This is a genomic window from Achromobacter sp. MUI-25009338 (genome assembly GCF_057359325.1).
The window spans coordinates 4,492,740-4,509,369 of the sequence record NZ_CM170627.1 but is presented as its reverse complement, the minus strand read 5'-3'; the positions used below and the strand labels follow the sequence as shown (position 1 = coordinate 4,509,369).

The 16,630-nt window shown below is 67.4% G+C and carries 16 protein-coding genes; 7 read left to right on the top strand and 9 right to left on the bottom strand.

Annotation, left to right across the window (positions count from 1 at the left end; genetic code table 11):
* Positions 1-11: 11 nt before the first annotated feature.
* From AC1IQ6_RS21310 to AC1IQ6_RS21280, 7 genes are all read right to left on the bottom strand, one after another.
* Positions 12-980, bottom strand: coding sequence for a Bug family tripartite tricarboxylate transporter substrate binding protein (locus AC1IQ6_RS21310; protein ID WP_102774432.1), 969 nt, complete (start codon positions 978-980; stop codon positions 12-14).
* A gap of 90 nt (positions 981-1,070) precedes the next feature.
* A complete protein-coding gene (locus AC1IQ6_RS21305; protein ID WP_485865265.1) occupies positions 1,071-2,342 on the bottom strand; it encodes an NTP/NDP exchange transporter in 1,272 nt (423 codons plus the stop codon).
* A 4-nt stretch (positions 2,343-2,346) separates the two neighbouring features.
* On the bottom strand, positions 2,347-3,264 hold the full coding sequence (locus AC1IQ6_RS21300) for an aldo/keto reductase (protein ID WP_209164981.1): 918 nt from the start codon (positions 3,262-3,264) through the stop codon (positions 2,347-2,349).
* 73 nt (positions 3,265-3,337) lie between these two features.
* Positions 3,338-4,048 (bottom strand): Bax inhibitor-1/YccA family protein, encoded by a 711-nt coding sequence (locus AC1IQ6_RS21295; RefSeq protein ID WP_111826603.1) that lies wholly within the window; start codon positions 4,046-4,048, stop codon positions 3,338-3,340.
* 127 nt (positions 4,049-4,175) lie between these two features.
* The gene (locus tag AC1IQ6_RS21290; protein ID WP_111826604.1) at positions 4,176-4,478 is read right to left on the bottom strand and encodes a hypothetical protein; all 303 of its coding nucleotides are present in this window, start codon (positions 4,476-4,478) and stop codon (positions 4,176-4,178) included.
* Positions 4,479-4,531: 53 nt separating this feature from the next.
* Complete coding sequence (locus AC1IQ6_RS21285; protein WP_102774436.1) at positions 4,532-4,996, bottom strand: DNA polymerase III subunit chi; 465 nt, start codon at positions 4,994-4,996, stop codon at positions 4,532-4,534.
* 22 nt (positions 4,997-5,018) lie between these two features.
* A complete protein-coding gene (locus AC1IQ6_RS21280; RefSeq protein ID WP_209164979.1) occupies positions 5,019-6,527 on the bottom strand; it encodes a leucyl aminopeptidase in 1,509 nt (502 codons plus the stop codon).
* Positions 6,528-6,584: 57 nt separating this feature from the next.
* On the opposite strand from AC1IQ6_RS21280, the gene lptF reads away from it, so the two are divergent.
* Positions 6,585-7,688, top strand: coding sequence for an LPS export ABC transporter permease LptF (gene lptF, locus AC1IQ6_RS21275; protein WP_485865264.1), 1,104 nt, complete (start codon positions 6,585-6,587; stop codon positions 7,686-7,688).
* Positions 7,689-7,697: 9 nt separating this feature from the next.
* Here lptF and AC1IQ6_RS21270 read toward each other — a convergent pair whose 3' ends face one another.
* Positions 7,698-8,618 carry a LysR family transcriptional regulator gene (locus AC1IQ6_RS21270; RefSeq protein WP_102774559.1) on the bottom strand — a complete coding sequence of 307 codons (921 nt, stop codon included), beginning with the start codon at positions 8,616-8,618 and terminating at the stop codon, positions 7,698-7,700.
* 201 nt (positions 8,619-8,819) lie between these two features.
* On the opposite strand from AC1IQ6_RS21270, the gene AC1IQ6_RS21265 reads away from it, so the two are divergent.
* The 4 genes from AC1IQ6_RS21265 to AC1IQ6_RS21250 all read left to right on the top strand — a co-directional run bounded on the left by AC1IQ6_RS21265 (position 8,820) and on the right by AC1IQ6_RS21250 (position 13,174).
* Positions 8,820-10,037: an ABC transporter substrate-binding protein gene (locus AC1IQ6_RS21265; RefSeq protein WP_102774439.1), complete on the top strand. Its 1,218-nt coding sequence runs from the start codon at positions 8,820-8,822 to the stop codon at positions 10,035-10,037.
* An 89-nt stretch (positions 10,038-10,126) separates the two neighbouring features.
* Complete coding sequence (locus AC1IQ6_RS21260) at positions 10,127-11,620, top strand: CoA-acylating methylmalonate-semialdehyde dehydrogenase (protein WP_102774440.1); 1,494 nt, start codon at positions 10,127-10,129, stop codon at positions 11,618-11,620.
* A 94-nt stretch (positions 11,621-11,714) separates the two neighbouring features.
* The gene (locus AC1IQ6_RS21255; RefSeq protein WP_102774441.1) at positions 11,715-12,659 is read left to right on the top strand and encodes a CysB family HTH-type transcriptional regulator; all 945 of its coding nucleotides are present in this window, start codon (positions 11,715-11,717) and stop codon (positions 12,657-12,659) included.
* A 191-nt stretch (positions 12,660-12,850) separates the two neighbouring features.
* A complete protein-coding gene (locus AC1IQ6_RS21250) occupies positions 12,851-13,174 on the top strand; it encodes a DUF2325 domain-containing protein (protein WP_102774560.1) in 324 nt (107 codons plus the stop codon).
* A 130-nt stretch (positions 13,175-13,304) separates the two neighbouring features.
* Here AC1IQ6_RS21250 and AC1IQ6_RS21245 read toward each other — a convergent pair whose 3' ends face one another.
* Positions 13,305-13,973, bottom strand: a complete 669-nt coding sequence (locus AC1IQ6_RS21245) for a C40 family peptidase (protein WP_168202247.1) — start codon at positions 13,971-13,973, stop codon at positions 13,305-13,307.
* A gap of 300 nt (positions 13,974-14,273) precedes the next feature.
* On the opposite strand from AC1IQ6_RS21245, the gene AC1IQ6_RS21240 reads away from it, so the two are divergent.
* Together AC1IQ6_RS21240 and AC1IQ6_RS21235 are read left to right on the top strand one after the other, a co-directional pair.
* On the top strand, positions 14,274-16,163 hold the full coding sequence (locus AC1IQ6_RS21240; RefSeq protein ID WP_102774443.1) for a propionate--CoA ligase: 1,890 nt from the start codon (positions 14,274-14,276) through the stop codon (positions 16,161-16,163).
* Positions 16,160-16,567, top strand: a complete 408-nt coding sequence (locus AC1IQ6_RS21235) for a GlcG/HbpS family heme-binding protein (RefSeq protein ID WP_102774444.1) — start codon at positions 16,160-16,162, stop codon at positions 16,565-16,567. Before AC1IQ6_RS21240 ends, AC1IQ6_RS21235 begins: the two co-directional genes overlap by 4 nt.
* Positions 16,568-16,630 lie beyond the last annotated feature (63 nt).

Here is a 16,630-nt window from a genome sequence, read left to right as displayed (position 1 = left end):
TCCTGCCTGGCTCAATCCAGCGTGGTGCCGGCGGCCTTGATGATGCCTTCCCATTTGGGCAGCTCCTTGCGAATCTGGGTCTGTACGTCCTGCGGCGTGCCGCCCAGCGGTTCCTGGGAGCGGCTGCGCAATTCCTTGCTGACATTGTCCGAGCGCAGCGCCTGGTTCATGGCCTCGTTGAGCCGGGCGATGACGGCGGGCGGCGTGCCGGCCGGCGCGACCAGCGCGCTCCAGGCCGACTGCTCGTAGTCGGGGTAGCCCTGCTCGGCCACGGTGGGCACGTCGGGGTTGGAGGCGGCGCGTCCGCGCGTGGTGACGGCCAGCGCGCGCAGGCGGCCGTCCTTCAGGTTGCCGATCAGCGGCGGCAGGTTTTCCATCATCGAATCCACGTGGCCGCCCAGCAGGTCGGACAGCTGCGCGGCCGTGGCCTTGTACGGAATCTGGCGCACCTCGGCGCCGGTCTGGGCGATGAACAGCTTGACGCCGACCTCGCTGGTGGTGCCGGGGTCGGCCGAGGTCATGGTCAGGCGCTGCGGCTGGGCGCGGCTGGCTTCGATGAAACCCTTCAGGTCGCGATAGGGCGAGGCCGCGTTCACCACGATGACGTTGGGCGTTTCGGCCACCAGGCCGATGGGCGCGATGTCGCGGTCCAGGTCGTACAGCTGCTGCTTGAACAGGTAGCGGTGCAGCACCAGCGTGCCCACGTGGGCGTAGCCGATGGTGTAGCCGTCGGGCGCGGCGCGCACCACGGCCTGGGTGCCGATGCGCCCGCCCGCGCCGACGCGGTTCTCCACCACCACCGGCTGGCCCAGCTGGCGGCTCATTTCCTGCCCGATGAGGCGGGCGGTGATGTCGGCGTTGCCGCCGGCGGCGGCCGGCACGATCAGCGTGATCGCGCGTTCCGGGTAGTCGGCCAGCGCGGCAGGCGCGGCCAGGCAAAGCGACAGGGCGGCAAGACAGGCGATGGCGTTGCGGTTCATGGCGGTTCCCGAGGCATTGAAAGCGCTGCCATTGTGCGGCGGCGGCCCCCGGAATCCGTTTGGGCCAATGATATGCATGTTCAGTAAAACCTAATTGCCGTCGGCGCGCCGCCCCAGCGCGTAACCCACGGCCGCCGCGCCCAGCGCGAAGGCGGCGCCCAGCAGCGCGACCAGGGCCGCGCCGTGGCCCAGCATGTCCACGCCCGCCTTGACCCAGCCGCTGGCCGCGTCGCCGGCGCGGTAGACCACCGTGTCGATCACGTTCTTGGTCTTGTACTTGTCCTCGGGCGGGACCGTGGTGAACAGCATTTCGCGCCCGGGCCGGATGAGCGCGTATTCGCCCACGCGGCGCGCGATCATGACCGCCGCCAGCACGCCGAAGACCGGATACGCCGCCAGGACCAGGAACCCGGCCGCCATCGCCAGCGGCACCGCGGCCAGCAGGAAGCGCAGCCCCAGCCGCGCGGCCACGCGCCCGGTGACGAACACCTGCGACAGCAGCGAAAGCGACTGGACCGCGAAATCCAGCATGCTGAAGACCCGGATGCGCTGCGCCGTGTCGGGAAAGGCGTCGGCCACCAGCCGCGCCTGCTCCATGTAGAGAAAGGTGTTGAGCGTGGCCAGCAGGATCACCAGCAGCGAGATTCCCATCAGGTAGCGCGAGCGGAACACGCCCGACAGGCCGGCCAGGATCGAGCCTTCGATGGGACGCCGCATGTCGTCATTGGCCGTCTCCTGGCGGTCGGCGGCGCGCCAGCGCAGCAGCCGGGCCTTGAGCGGCAGCGTCGCCGCCAGCAGCAGCGCCGACAGCAGCAACAGGCCGGCCGGGCCCAGCGCGCCGGCCAGCAGCCCGCCCAGCAGCGGGCCGCACAGCCCGCCCGCGCTGGCGCCGGCGGCGATCAGGGCGAACAGGCGCTTGGCCGATTCCATGCGGAACACGTCGGCCATCAGGCTCCAGGCGATGGAGACCACGAACAGGTTGAACACAGACAGCCACACGTAGAACACGCGCGCGGCCCAGGCGCTGCCGGGCAGCAGGTGCAGCACCGCGCCGAAGCCCGCCATGGCCAGGGCGAACACGGCGTAGACCCAGCTCACCAATGTGGCGCGCGGCACCCGCGCCGACAGCCAGCCGAACAGCGGCGCCACCGCCAGCATGGCCACGAAGGTGGCGGTGAACAGCCATTGCAGCTGGTCCACGCCGGCCTGTATGCCCATGGTTTCGCGGATCGGGCGCAGCATGAAATAGCCGCAGAACAGGAAGAAGAAAAAGGCAAAGCCGCAGGCCGCCGGGCCCAGTTCGTCCTCGCGTATGCCCAGCGCCAGCGCCGCTCGGCCCCGCAGGGTGGCTGGGGGCGCCATGCCGTCAGGCCAGCAGGGCGGCGATGCGTTCGCGCAGCGCGGCGTCGGGCTGCTGGCCGAACCCCGCGCGGGCGTTGTCCGCCATGTTGGCCGGCTTGGAGGTGGCGGGGATCACCGCCGTCACGGCGGGATGGCCGATGATGAATTTCAGGAACAGCTGCGCCCAGGAGGTGCAGCCCAGCTCCGCGGCCAGCGGCGGCAGCGCCATGCCGCGCACCTGGCGAAACAGCGCCCCGTCCTGGAACGGCCGGTTCACCAGCACCGCCACGCCCCGCGCCTGGCAGGCCGGCAGCAGGCGCTTTTCGGCGTTGCGCGCGCCCACCGACAGGTTGACCTGCACGAAGTCGGGCCGCTCGCGCTCGACCAGCGCGGTCAGTTCGTCATGCGCATGGTCGGCGTAATGCGTGATGCCGAAATAGCGGATCACGCCCTGGCGTTTGAGGTCGCGCAGCAGCGCCAGCTGGTTGGCGGTGTCTATCAGGTTGTGCACCTGGACCAGGTCCAGCTTGTCGCTGCCCAGCGCCTTTTGCGACTGGCGCAGCTGGCGCATGGCCGACTCGTGCCCCTGCGTGCTGATCTTGGTGGCCAGGAAGGCCTGCGACCACAGGCCGCCGTTGCGGGCCAGCAGCGCGCCGGTCACGGCTTCGGCGTGGCCGTAGCTCGGGGCCGTGTCGATCAGCGAGCCGCCCGCCTGCAGCAGCGTGTCCAGCACCTGGGCCAGCGGCGCCAGGGCGGCGGCGTCGCCGGGCGGAACGTTGAAGGTGTCGGCCGTGCCCAGCCCTATCACCGGCAGCGCCTCGCCGGTGGCGGGGATGGCGCGCGTCAGCATGGGCGCCTGCCGGCTGAGCGCGCGGGCGGTCCAGGACGGGCCGAGCAGGGCGGCGCCGGCGGCGGTCTGGATGAAGCGGCGGCGGTTCGGCATGGCGCGGGTTTCCCGAATGAAAAAAGGGCCTACATGGAAATGTAGGCCCTTTGGACTGGCAGGCGGACGGCGATTACTCGCGGTTACCGCCGAAGATGCCCAGCAGCATCAGCAGGTTGGAGAAGACGTTGTACACGTCCAGGTAGATCGCCAGCGTGGCGGACACGTAGTTGGTTTCGCCGCCGTTGACCACGCGCTGCAGGTCCACCAGCATGAAGGCCGAGAAGATCACGATGGCCAGGACCGAGATGGTCAGCATCAGCGCCGGCAGCTGCAGGAAGATGTTGGCCAGGGCCGCCACCAGGATCACCACCGCGCCGATGAACAGGAACTTCTGCAGCCCCGAGAGATCGCGCTTGATGGTGGTGGCCAGCGTGGCCATGGTGCCGAACACGACGGCCGTGCCGCCGAAGGCCGTCATGACCAGCTGGGCGCCGTTGCCCATGCCCAGCACGAAGCCGAGCAGGCGCGACAGCATGATGCCCATGAAGAAGGTGAAGGCCAGCAGCAGGGCGACGCCCAGCGAGTTGTTCTTGTTTTTCTCGATGGCGAACATCATCCCGAACGCGCCCACCAGGAACACGATCGCGGACAGGCCGGGGCTGGCGCCCATGACGGTGTTGATGCCGGTGTACAGGCCCACGGCGGCGCCCAGCACGGTGGGGATGAGCGACAGCGCCAGGAGCCAATAGGTGTTGCGCAGGACCTTGTTGCGCGCGACCTCGCCCGGCGCGCCGGCCAGCGCGCCGGAACGGTTAAAAGGGGACGGACGATATTCGTTCATGGAGAACTCCTGTGTGCGGCGAAATGACGATTGCCTGGAATTAGATGCGAAGGATACCTTACAGTTCCCTGAAGAATCCAGTTTCGTCAGGAATTAGACCAGACGCCGGGCGAAGGTTCCAGGCGGATCAACCCGGGCGCACGTCGCGCAGCACGCGGGCCACGATGACGGGCAGCTCGGCGTCCATGCGGGCCTGGATCTGTTCGACGGCGTCGGCCAGCGCCTGCTGCATGAGCTGTTCCACCTCGGCCTGCAGGCGGGCGCTGAGCACCGCCGGGTCGGGCAGGGGGACGGATCTGGCCGGCGCGGGCTGCGCCACTTCGGTCAGCACCGGAAACGCCTCGTCGGCGTCGTCCGCGCCCGGGGGTAGCGCGGGTTCGGCCCGCTGGGTCAGGGTGGGGATGCCGGGGTCGTAGCGGCGAGAGGGCATGTTGGCTCCCGAAAATCGATGGGGCGGCGGCGCGCGGAGCGCCGGCTGCCGGTTCAGCCGCCGGCGGACTGGCGGCTGAGGTCGTGGCTGTGCGGCGTATGGCCGGCGCCCTGGTAGGCGCGCCAGCGCTGGCGCGCGGCCTGCTTGTCCTCGGGGTCGTCGGAGACGATTTCGAGCAGCCTTTCGAAGGCCTCGAAGCCGGGCGGGCAGTCGTTGTCCAGGTTCAGCAGCCAGGCGGGGGGCGGCTGTTCGCCTTGGCCCGCGGCCGCCGCGGCCTGCTGCGGATCGCCCGCCGTCAGCACCACCGGGGTGTCGGCCGCCAGCGGGTCGTTGGCCAGCACGTGCGGCACGAAAGACGTGTCGTCGAACGCCCACAGCATGCGGTCGAACGCGGCCAGGCGGCTGCCGTCTTTACAGTACACCACCAGCCGCTGGCCTGCCAGGTAGCGCTTGCGCACGACCTGGCAGGCCATGCGCAGGCGGTCCGGCGCGCCGAAGGCGAAATCGATGCGCGTCATGCCGGATACCGTCGCAGGCGCTTCAAGCCTGGTCCAGCAGGTACTGCATCAGCAGCGGCACGGGGCGGCCGGTGGCGCCCTTGTCCTTGCCGCCGCGCCAGGCGGTGCCGGCGATGTCCAGGTGCGCCCACGGATAGGCCGTGGCGAAGCGCGACAGGAAGCAGGCCGCCGTGACCGCGCCGGCCGGGGGGCCGCCAATGTTGGCCAGGTCGGCGAAGTTGGACTTCAGCTGTTCCTGGTAGGCCTCGTCCATGGGCATGCGCCAGGCCGTGTCCAGCGAGGCGCGGCCGGCGGCGGCCAGCGCCTCGGCCAGCGCGTCGTCCTTCGAGAACAGGCCGCTGTTGACGTTGCCCAGGGCGACCACGCAGGCGCCGGTGAGGGTGGCGATGTCGATGACGGCCGAGGGCTTGAAGCGCTCGGCGTAGGTCAGCGCGTCGCACAGCACCAGGCGGCCTTCGGCGTCGGTGTTGAGGATTTCGATGGTCAGGCCGGACATGCTGGTGACCACGTCGCCCGGCTTGTTGGCCTTGCCGCTGGGCAGGTTTTCGCAGGCCGGGATCAGGCCGACCACGTCCAGCGGCAGCTCCAGCTCGGCCAGGGCGCGGAACGAGCCCAGTACGCTGGCGGCGCCGCACATGTCGTACTTCATTTCGTCCATGGTGGCGGCGGGCTTGAGCGAGATGCCGCCGGCGTCGAAGGTGATGCCCTTGCCGACCAGCACGATGGGGCCGGGGGCGTTCTTCGCGGTCTTCTTGGCGGTCTTGCTGCCGGCGTGGCGCAGCACGATGAAGCGCAGCGCCTCGTCGGAGCCGCGCGCCACCGACAGGAACGAGCCCATGCCCAGCGCCTCGACCTGCTTCTTGTCCAGCACTTCGACCTTGAGCGACTTGAATTCGCGCGCCAGGCGCTTGGCGGTTTCGCCCAGGTAGGTGGGGGTGCAGATATTGCCGGGCAGGTTGCCCAGCGTGCGCGTCAGTTCCATGCCGTTGGCGATGGCGGCGCCTTCGCGCAGGCCTTTCTGGGCCTGGGCGGCGTCGGCGCGCTCGACGACCTGCACGATCTTCTTGAGCTTGGGACGGGCGTCGCGGTCGGGCTTGCCGAAGCTCGCGTCGTAATGATAGGTGGCGTTGCCGGCGGCGATGGCGGCGCTGCGCGCGCGGGCCGCGACGGCCACGTCGGCGATGGGGTTGGCGACCAGCGTGGACACGCCTTCGGCGAGCTGGGCGGCCACGCAGGCCGCGGCGAAGGCCTGCTCGGCCGAGGCGTGGGCGCGGGCCGAGTATTCCTCCTGCTTGCCCAGGCCCACCAGCACCACGCGCTGCGCGGTCACGCCGGGCAGGTTGCGCAGCGTCAGGGTCGAGCCGGCGCGGCCGCGGAACTCGGCCTTGACCACCGCGCGCACGGCGCCGTTGGAGGCGCGGTCGATGAGGTCGGCGGCCGGGCTCAGCACGCCTTCCGCATAGACGCCGACGGCCAGGGCGGCGGTTTTCACCTGGTGCAGGGAAGCAGTGGTCTGTGTGCTAAATTCCATGAGGGTTTCCCGTGTACGTCTGTGTATGATGCGGTCGATTATCCCGCATATTCTCCCATGTCTCTATTCAAACGATCGGTCGTCAGCGAGATCACCAGTCACGCTGTCGTTGTCTTCTCCACTCTGCTCGTCGTGTGGCTCAGCGTGTTGCTCGTGCGCCTGCTCGGCGAAGCCGCGGGAGGCAACATCGGGGCCGACGTGGTGCTGGTGCTGGCCGCGCTGTCGACCATCACGGCCCTGCCGACTGTGCTCGCGGTCTCCGTCTTCATCGCGGTCCTGACCACGGTCACGCGCAAGTACCGCGAATCCGAAATGGTGGTGTGGTTCGCCAGCGGCCTGTCGCTGGCCGACTGGCTCAAGCCCGTGCTGCGCGTGGCCATTCCGGTGGCGCTGGCGGTGGCCGGGCTGACGCTGGTGGCCGCGCCGTGGGCCTATCGCCAGATCGGCGAATACCACGAACGCTTCGAGCAGCGCTCCGACCTGGCCAAGGTCACGGCCGGCCAGTTCGCCGAATCCTCCGGCGGCAGCCGCGTGTTCTTCGCCGAAGATCCGCTCGACGCCAGCGACGAGCTCGGCACCGTGTTCGCGCGCGAAACCGGTCCCGAATGGCTGAGCGTCCTGACCGCCAGCAGCGCGCACAGCGAAACGCAGCCCAACGGCGACCGCTTCCTGGTGCTGGGCGAAGGCCACCGCTACGATCTCAAGCCGGGCACGCCGGAACTGCGCCTGGTGCACTTCGAGAAATACGGGCTGCGCCTGGAAAGCAAGGCGGGCGCCGATCCGGTGGCCGAGGCCCGCGCCGCCGCCGAGCGCTCGTCCAAGGCGCGCACCACCATGCAGCTCATGGAAGACAACACCGACAGCAGCTGGTCGCAGGTCATGTGGCGCATCTCGCTGCCGCTGGCGGCGCTGAACCTGGCGCTGCTGGCGATTCCGCTCGGGGCGGTCAACCCGCGCCTGGGCCGCTCGGGCGACCTGCTCATCGCGGGCCTGGTGGGCCTGCTCTATATGAACCTGATCAACCTGTCGCGCGCCTGGATCTCGGGCGGCAAGCTCAGCTTCGGCGTGGGCGTGTGGGCCATCCACGGCGTGGTGGCCCTGTTGACGGTGTTCCTGCTGATGCGCCGCCTGCGCGTGAAGGCGCCGCGCAACAACGCCTGAGCCCGGCCGTCACGGCAGGTATTTCATGGTGCCGCGGCGGCCGGCCAGCAGGTCGGCGTTCTTCAATATCGACCTGCGGATGAACTCCCACAAGACCGTCACGCGCTTGAGCTTGCGCAGGTCTTCGTGGCAGTACATCCAGAACGAGCGGGTGATGGCCACCTCGTCCTCCAGCACCGGCTTGAGCCGCGGGTCCTGCGCGGCGATGAAGCAGGGCAGGATCGCCAGCGACTGGCCCTGCAGCGTGGCGTGGTATTGCGCCACCACGCTGGTGCTGCGCAGCACCACCTTGCTGGCCGGCAGCAGGTCTTCCAGATAACGCAGGCGTTCGCTGAACAGCAGCTCGTCCACATAGCCGATGAAGGAATGGCCGGCCAGGTCCGCGCGCGACGTGATCGGCGGGTGCCGGGCCAGGTAGCCCGGCGTGCCATACAGGCGCAGCGTGTAGTCGCACAGCTTGCTGCATACGTAAGGGCCGCGCTGCGGGCGTTCGATGGTGATGGCCAGGTCGGCCTCGCGCTTGGACAGGCTGACGAAGCGCGGCACCGGCAGGATGTCCAGCGTGATGTGCGGATAGCGCCGCTGGAAGTCGGCGGCCAGCGGCGTCAGCACATAGCTGCCGAAGCCCTCGGTGGCGCCGATGCGCAGATGCCCGGACAGCGCCTGGCCGATGCCCGACAGGTTCTCGCGCGCGGAGTGCACCGCGCTTTCCATCTGTTCGGCGTGGACGAAGAGGCGCTGGCCGTCGTCGGTCAGCATGAAGCCGGCGCTGCGCGATTTCTCGAACAGCAGCGTGTCCAGCTCCGCCTCCAGCGCGCGGATGCGCCGCGACACCGTGGTGTGTTCGACCCCGAGCTTGCGCGCGGCCGCGCTGACCCGCTGCGTGCGGGCCACTTCCAGGAAATACCGCAGACTGTCCCAATCAAGCACGATCCGGCGCTCCGCGCCCGCGCCGCCATGGCGGCGGCGGGCATCCATCCTATTGTTCATTCATGCACAAGGAATGTGCATTTCTGGCCTTGCTTGTTGATTTTCACACATCTACACTGGGTTGGCAGGTCCAGGGGGAAACCCCGGGGCCGCAGGCCGCAAAGACGGCGCAACAACGCATAAAACTCAGGAGACAAATCCATGAAATTGCACGCACGCGGGCTGGCCGCAGGGCTGTGTCTGGGCGCCGCCCTGGTCGCCCAGGCCCATGCGGCGGATAAGCCGCCGGTGAAGATCGGGATTCTGACCGATATGTCGGGCACCTACGCCGCCATGGGGGGCGCGGGATCGGTGGCTGCGGCCCAGTTGGCGATCGACGATTGCCTGGCCGCGGAGTGCAAGGGCATGAAGATCGAGCTGGTGTCCGCGGACAACCAGAACAAGGCGGACGTGGGCGCGGCCAAGGCGCGCGAATGGTTCGACCGCGACGGCGTCACCGCCATCGCCGACCTGACCAACTCCGCCGTGGCGCTGGCGGTGCAGGGCATCGCGCGCGAAAAGAACAAGGTCGTGATGTTCTCCGGCCCGGCCACCACGGCCCTGACCAACAAGGAATGCTCGCCGGTCGGCTTCCACTGGATGTTCGACACCTATTCGCAATCGGCCGGCGGCGCCAAGGCCACGGTGCGCGCGGGCGGCAAGTCCTGGTTCTTCATCACCGTGGACTACGCCTTCGGCCACTCGCTGGAAGCCGACACCGCCAAGGCCGTGCAGGCCCTGGGCGGCACGGTCGCCGGCAGCGTGCGGCATCCGCTGAACGCGCCCGACTTCGCTTCCTACCTGCTGCAGGCGCAAAGCTCCAAGGCGCAGGTGGTGGCGCTGGCCAACGGCGGCCAGGACACCGTCAACGCCGTCAAGCAGGCGCGCGAATTCGGCATCGTGGCGGGCGGCCAGCGCCTGGTGTCGCTGCTGATCTTCCTGTCCGACCTGCGGGCGCTGGGCCTGGAGAACGCCCAGGGGCTGTCGTACGTCGACGGCTTCTACTGGGACTACGACGACAACACCCGCCAATGGTCCGGACGCTTCGAAAAGGCCTTCCGCGGCCTCAAGCCCACCATGACCCAGGCCGGCGTGTATTCCAGCGTGCTGCACTACCTGCGCGCGGTGGCGGCTACCGGCAGCACCGACGGCAAGGTGGTGGCCGACAAGATGCGCGAGCTGCCCATCAAGGACCCGATCATGCGCAATGCCTCGATCCGTCCCGATGGCCGCGTGATCCACGATATGTACCTGTACGAAGTGAAGAAGCCCGCGGAATCCAAGGGCGGCTGGGACTATTCCAAGCTGGTGGCCACCATCCCGGCCGCCGAGGCCTTCCAGCCCCTGTCCGATTCCACGTGCCCGCTGGTGAAGAAATAAGGCAATGCGGGCGCCGCCCCTGCGGCGTCCGCTGAATCCATGAACGCGGAGTCCGCTCCGCATCGACTAGGCAGTGTGAGGAGCATCAAATGAGTGAAGTCCCGCGCGTTCCGCTATTGATCGGCGGCAAGCTAGTGCAGTCCAAAACCACCGAATGGCGAGACGTGATCAATCCCGCTACCCAGGAGGTCGTCGCCAAGGTTCCCTTCGCCACCCGCGAGGAACTGGACCTGGCCGTCTCCAACGCCAAGGAGGCCTTCAAGACCTGGCGCAACAGCGGGCAGGGCTTGCGCATGCGCGTCATGCTGAAGTTCCAGGAGCTGCTGCGCGCCAACACCGGCAAGCTGGCCGAGATGATCACCCGCGAGCACGGCAAGACCCTGCCGGACGCCGAGGGCGAAGTCGGCCGCGGCCTGGAAGTGGTCGAACATGCTTGTTCCATCGCCAACCTGCAATTGGGCGAATACGCCGAGAACGCCGCCACCGGCATCGACGTCTACACCCTGATCCAGCCGCTGGGCGTGTGCGCGGGCATCACCGCGTTCAACTTCCCGGTGATGCTGCCGTGCTTCATGTTCCCGATCGCCGTGGCTTGCGGCAACACCTTCGTGCTCAAGCCCTCCGAGCAGGACCCGACGTCCTCGCTGTTCCTGGCCCAGCTGGCGCTGGAAGCCGGCCTGCCGCCGGGCGTGCTCAACGTCGTGCATGGCGGCCCCGACATCGCCAACGGCCTGTGCGAGCATCCCGACATCAAGGCGGTCTCGTTCATCGGCTCGACCCGCGTGGGCACCGAGATCTACAACCGCGCCTCGGCCGCCGGCAAGCGCTGCCAGTCCATGATGGGCGCCAAGAACCACTGCGTGGTGCTGCCCGACGCCGATCCCGAAGTCGCGCTGAACCAGCTGCTGGGCGCCGCCTTCGGCGCGGCCGGCCAGCGCTGCATGGCCTCGTCCGTGGCCGTGCTGGTCGGAGAAGCGCGCAACTGGCTGCCCGACTTCGTCGAGCGCGCCAAGAAGCTCAAGGTCAACGCCGGCACCGACCGCGCCGCCGACCTCGGCCCGCTGGTCTCGCCCAACGCCAAGAAGCGCGTCGAAAGCCTGATCCAGAAGGGCGTGGACGAAGGCGCCAAGCTGCTGCTCGACGGCCGCGAACTGAAGGTGGCCGGCTTCGAGCAGGGCAACTTCGTGGGCCCGACCATCTTCGAAGGCGTCACCGAGAACATGACCATCTACACCGAAGAAATCTTCGGCCCGGTCCTGTGCGTGGTGGGCGTTGAAACCCTCGAAGAAGCGGTGGAGTTCATCAACCGCAACCCCAATGGCAACGGCGTGGCGCTGTTCACCCAGGACGGCGGCGCGGCCCGCTACTTCCAGAACAACATCGACGTTGGCCAGGTCGGCATCAACGTGCCGATCCCGGTGCCGGTGGCCTGGTTCAGCTTCACCGGCTCGCGCGCCTCCAAGCTGGGCGACCTGGGTCCCAATGGCAAGCAGGCGGTGCAGTTCTGGACGCAGACCAAGACCGTCACCGCGCGCTGGTCGGCCCATGCCAAGAGCGTGAACACCACGATCACGATGCGCTGAAAGCGGGACGCCTTGCGCCTAAGCATATACAAATAAGTCATATAGCAAGGCGTCCTTATTACTTATAATTGGCCCGTCTAACAGGGGCCAATTCATGAACCTGCAGCAATTTCGTTTCGTGCGGGAAACCATCCGGCGCGACTTCAACCTCACCGAAGCCGCCCGGATGCTCTATACCTCGCAGCCGGGGGTATCCAAGGCGATCATCGAGTTCGAGGACGAACTCGGCATCAAGATCTTCGAACGCCACGGAAAACGCATCAAGGGGCTGACCAAGCCCGGCCTGGCGGTGTCGCAGGTCATCGACCGCATCATGCGGGAAGTGGACAACCTCAAGAAGGTCAGCGACGAGTTCGCGCGCCGCGACGAGGGCGGCCTGGTCATCGCCTGCACCCACACCCAGGCGCGCTACCTGCTGCCCAGGGTCATTCCGGCGTTTCGCAAGCAATTCCCCAAGGTCCACCTGTCGCTGGCCGAAGGCAGCCCCGCCCAGCTGGCGGAAATGGTGCTGCACGAGCAGGCCGACCTGGCGCTGGCCACCGAATCGCTGGCCCTGACGCCCGGCCTGGCCACGCTGCCGGTCTACGCCTGGGAGCACACGGTGGTTGTGCGCCCGGACCATCCCCTGGCCGAACTGACCTCCAGCGCCGCCAAGCGGCTGACGCTGGCGCAGCTGGCCGAATATCCCATCGTCACCTATGACCGCGCCTTCACCGGCCGTACCACCATAGACGAGATCTTCGCCAACCAGGGCATACACCCGGACATCGTCCTGGAAGCCATCGACGCCGACGTGATCAAGACGTACGTCGACGTAGGATTGGGCATAGGCATCATCGCCGGCGTGGCCTACGACCCGCGGCGCGATTCCAACCTGGTCGGGCTGGCCGTGGGCCACCTGTTCGGCACGCATACCACCCGTGTGGGCGTCAAAGCGGGCGTGTTCCTGCGGGACTACGTCTACACGTTCCTGGAAATGCTGGCGCCGTCCTTGACCCGCGCGGTGGTGACCGAAGCCGTGCAGGGAAGCCCCAAGTAGGCTTGGCATGCCTTCGCGGGCCACCCGCACGGCGCCTTCGGGCGCCATTTTTTTTGTCGATCCGGGGATCTCGCTATCCCCGTTCAGGGGCTCATAAAAATAATTAAATAAGAACCGATCTCATTTGGGTTGACTAAAAAATGGGAATCATTATCATTACTACCAGTCTCAACGACCCAGCGAGGTTCATCATGACCGCAGGACTCAGTGCAGTGATAGTGGGCGCCGACCGCCTCGGCAACATTCCCGACCTACTCAAGGGGCACAACATTTCGATCACGCACCACATCAGCGGGCGCGATCCTTCGCACCAGAAAAAAACCTTGCAGCTGCCCTCGGGCACCCAGCTCGTCATCCTGCTGACCGACTTCCTCGGCCACAACGTCATGAAGACCTTCCGCAACGCGGCGCAACGCGGCGGCATCCGGGTCGTCGCTTGTCGCCGCTCGGTATGCAGCATGCAGCAGGCGCTGCAGCAATGCGGCCTGTGCGCGCACGCAGGCACGGTGCACTAGGCAGGTCCTGCCGCCGGGGCAAGCTGGGTAGACCCGCTGCCGGCAGGCCGCAAGATCAAGGCAAAACGCCGCCGGACTTCGCAGTCCGGCGGCGTTTTGCTTATGCGTTATCCGGGGGGGGGCGGGCGGATCAGTTGGCCGCGCGGGCCGAGGCGATCAGGCTGTTGTCCAGGCGGCGGGCGCCGTTATAGCGCTTGGCCCAGTAGGTCATGGTCATGTTCTCGACGCGGACCACGCCGCCGGAACTGGGCGAGTGCACGAAGCGGTCGTCGCCAAGATAGATGCCGACGTGCGAATAGCGGCGGCCCAGCGTGTTGAAGAAGACCAGGTCGCCGGCCTTCAGTTCGCTCTTGTCGATGACGGTGCCCTGGCGCGCCATTTCGGCGGCGTTGCGCGGCAGTTTCAGGCCCAGCGAGCGTTCGGCCGTGTAGGTGACCAGGCCGCTGCAATCGAAACCGGTGTCGGGAGAACTGCCGCCGAAGCGGTAGCGGATGCCGAGGTAGTTCAGCGCTTCGCTGACCATGGCGTTGTCGCTGTCGACGCCGGTGTGGGGCTTCTGGCGCTCGCGCTTGAATTTCTGCGCCACCAGCATGCCGATGGGGTCGTAGCTGGCGGTCAGCGCGCCGGATTCGTAGGGATCGATTTCCGACGTATAGGCGGTAGACTTTTGACTTGTGCCGGCACAGCCGGCCAGAACCACGCACGCCGCCAGCGCCAGCAATTGCAGACTGCGAGGCAGACCGCGGCTTGCTTGGCCCGGGGATGAATTCAGTCGCGCGCGTGTGGAGTGTCGATGCATTCGCCTGGGGAAGATCCGCTGATGACGGCAGAAAACACGGCGATCACCGTGAATCTGGCCAAGATGTCAGCAAAATCAACATTTTTGTACAACTTTGCGGGGATTCTACCAAACTTTCAAGTCCGGTTTGTGACGTTTGTGTCACTTTAAGGACTTTAATGTCCATGCAGCGTGGACGTCGGGCAGAATGTTTTGACTTGCGGCAAGCCTCGTGCAAGGTTCGCCTACCAAAATGTGGCTGAAAGATTCCAGAAAAAAGCAATCAGCCCAAAGGCGGAAGAAAGATAACAGGAGACATAAATGCAAAAAACCCGGGATTTCCATTACCGCTCGGTACATGACCGCGACGCGTTCTGGCGCGAACAGGCCGACCGCGTGCATTGGGAGACGCCGTTCGAGTCCGTGCTGGACTTTTCGCGCCCGCCGTTCGCCAAGTGGTTCACGGGCGGACGCACCAATCTCTGCTACAACGCGGTCGACCGCTGGCTGCCGACCCAGGCCGATAAGCCGGCCCTGATCTGGGTCTCCACGGAAGTGGACCGCGAGCGCGTCTATACCCGCCAGGAGGTCTATGACGAGGTCAACGCGGCCGCCGCCATGCTCAAGGAACTGGGCGTGGGGCGGGGCGACCGGGTGCTGCTTTACATGCCGATGGTGCCGGAAGCCGTGTTCACCATGCTGGCCTGTGCCCGTATCGGCGCGGTGCATTCGGTGGTGTTCGGCGGTTTCGCCTCGGTCAACCTGGCGCAGCGCATCGACGATGCGGCGCCCAAGGTGGTGGTCTGCACCGACGGCGGTTCGCGCGCCGGCAAAGTGGTGCCGTACAAGCCGCTGCTGGACCGCGCGCTGGCCCTGGCCAAGTCGCCGCCGGCCTCGGTCGTGGTGTTCGACCGCGGCCTGGCGCCGTTCGAGCCGGTGGCCGGGCGCGACCTGGACTACGCCACGCTGCGCCAGCGCCACCAGGGCGCGCGGGTGCCGGTCGAATGGCTGGAGTCGTCCGAGCCCAGCTATATCCTCTACACCTCCGGCACGACCGGCAGGCCCAAGGGCGTGCAGCGCGACACCGGCGGCTACGCCGTGGCGCTGGCCTCGTCCATGGAATACCTGTTCAACGGCAAGGCCGGCGACACCTTCTTCTGCACCAGCGACATCGGCTGGGTGGTGGGCCATTCCTATATCGTCTACGGCCCGCTGATCGGCGGGCAGGCCACGGTGCTGTACGAAGGCACGCCGGTGCGTCCGGACGGCGCGATCCTGTGGAAGCTGGTCGAGCAGTTCGGCGTCAACACGCTGTTCTCGGCCCCGACCGCGGTGCGCGTGCTCAAGCGCCAGGACCCCGAACTGCTCAAGCGCCACGACCTGTCCTCGCTGCGCGCGGTCTACCTGGCGGGCGAACCGCTGGACGAGCCCACGGCGCAATGGATCTCCAGCGGCCTGGGCAAGCCCATCATCGACAATTACTGGCAGACGGAGTCGGGCTGGCCCATCCTGTCGGCGCAGCCGGGCGTGGAAAAGGTGCCCACCCGCTATGGCAGCCCGTCGTTCCCGGTGTACGGTTTCGACGCGCGCATCGTCAGCGAATCCACCGGCGAGGACCTCGGGCCCGACCAGAAGGGCGTGGTGGCCATCGTGCCGCCGCTGCCGCCCGGCGCCATGTCCACCATCTGGGGCGACGACGAACGCTTCGTGCAGACCTACTTCACGTCCATCCCGGGTCGCCAGGTGTATTCGACCTTCGACTGGGGCCTGGTCGACGCCGACGGCTACTGGTTCATCCTGGGCCGCACCGACGACGTGATCAACGTGGCCGGCCACCGGCTGGGTACGCGCGAGATCGAGGAATCGGTCAACAGCCACAGCGCCATCGCCGAATGCGCGGTGGTGGGCGTGGCCGACTCGCTCAAGGGGCAGGTGGCGATGGCCTTCGCCGTGCTCAAGAATCCCGCCGGCGCCGAGACGCCGGAGGCGGCAAAGCAGCTGGAAGGCGATATCATGCGGCTGGTGGAAGATCAGCTGGGAGCGGTGGCCCGACCCGCCAGGATCAGGTTCGTGGGCGCGTTGCCCAAGACCCGCTCCGGCAAGGTCCTGCGCCGCGCGATCGTCGCGGTATGCGAAGGACGCGATCCCGGAGATCTGACCACCATAGAAGATCCAACCGCCCTGGAACAGATAAAGGAGTCGCTGCAATGAATACCAAGCCCGTGCTGAGCGCCGAAGACGTCAAGAAGATCCTGGCCGCGGCCGAAGCACACGCCCTGCAGAACAAGTGGGCCGTCACGATCTCCGTGGTCGATGACGGCGGCCACCTGCTGGGCATGCTGCGCCTGGACGGCGCGGCTCCGATCTCGGCGCACATCGCTCCGGCCAAGGCCAAGACCGCGGCGCTCGGCCGCCGCGAGTCGCGCGTCTACGAAGAGATGATCAACAACGGCCGCTACTCGTTCCTGTCGGCCCCTTCGCTCGACGGCCTGCTCGAAGGCGGCGTGCCGGTCGTGGCCGATGGCCACGTGGTCGGCGCGGTCGGCGTGTCCGGCGTGAAATCGAGCGAGGACGTGCTGATCGCTCAGGCAGGCATCGCCGCGCTGGGCCTATGAGCCGCCGGGCCGCCCCAATGGCGAATACCGGAGTGCGCAGCACGAAGGCTGCCCTATGAGCGA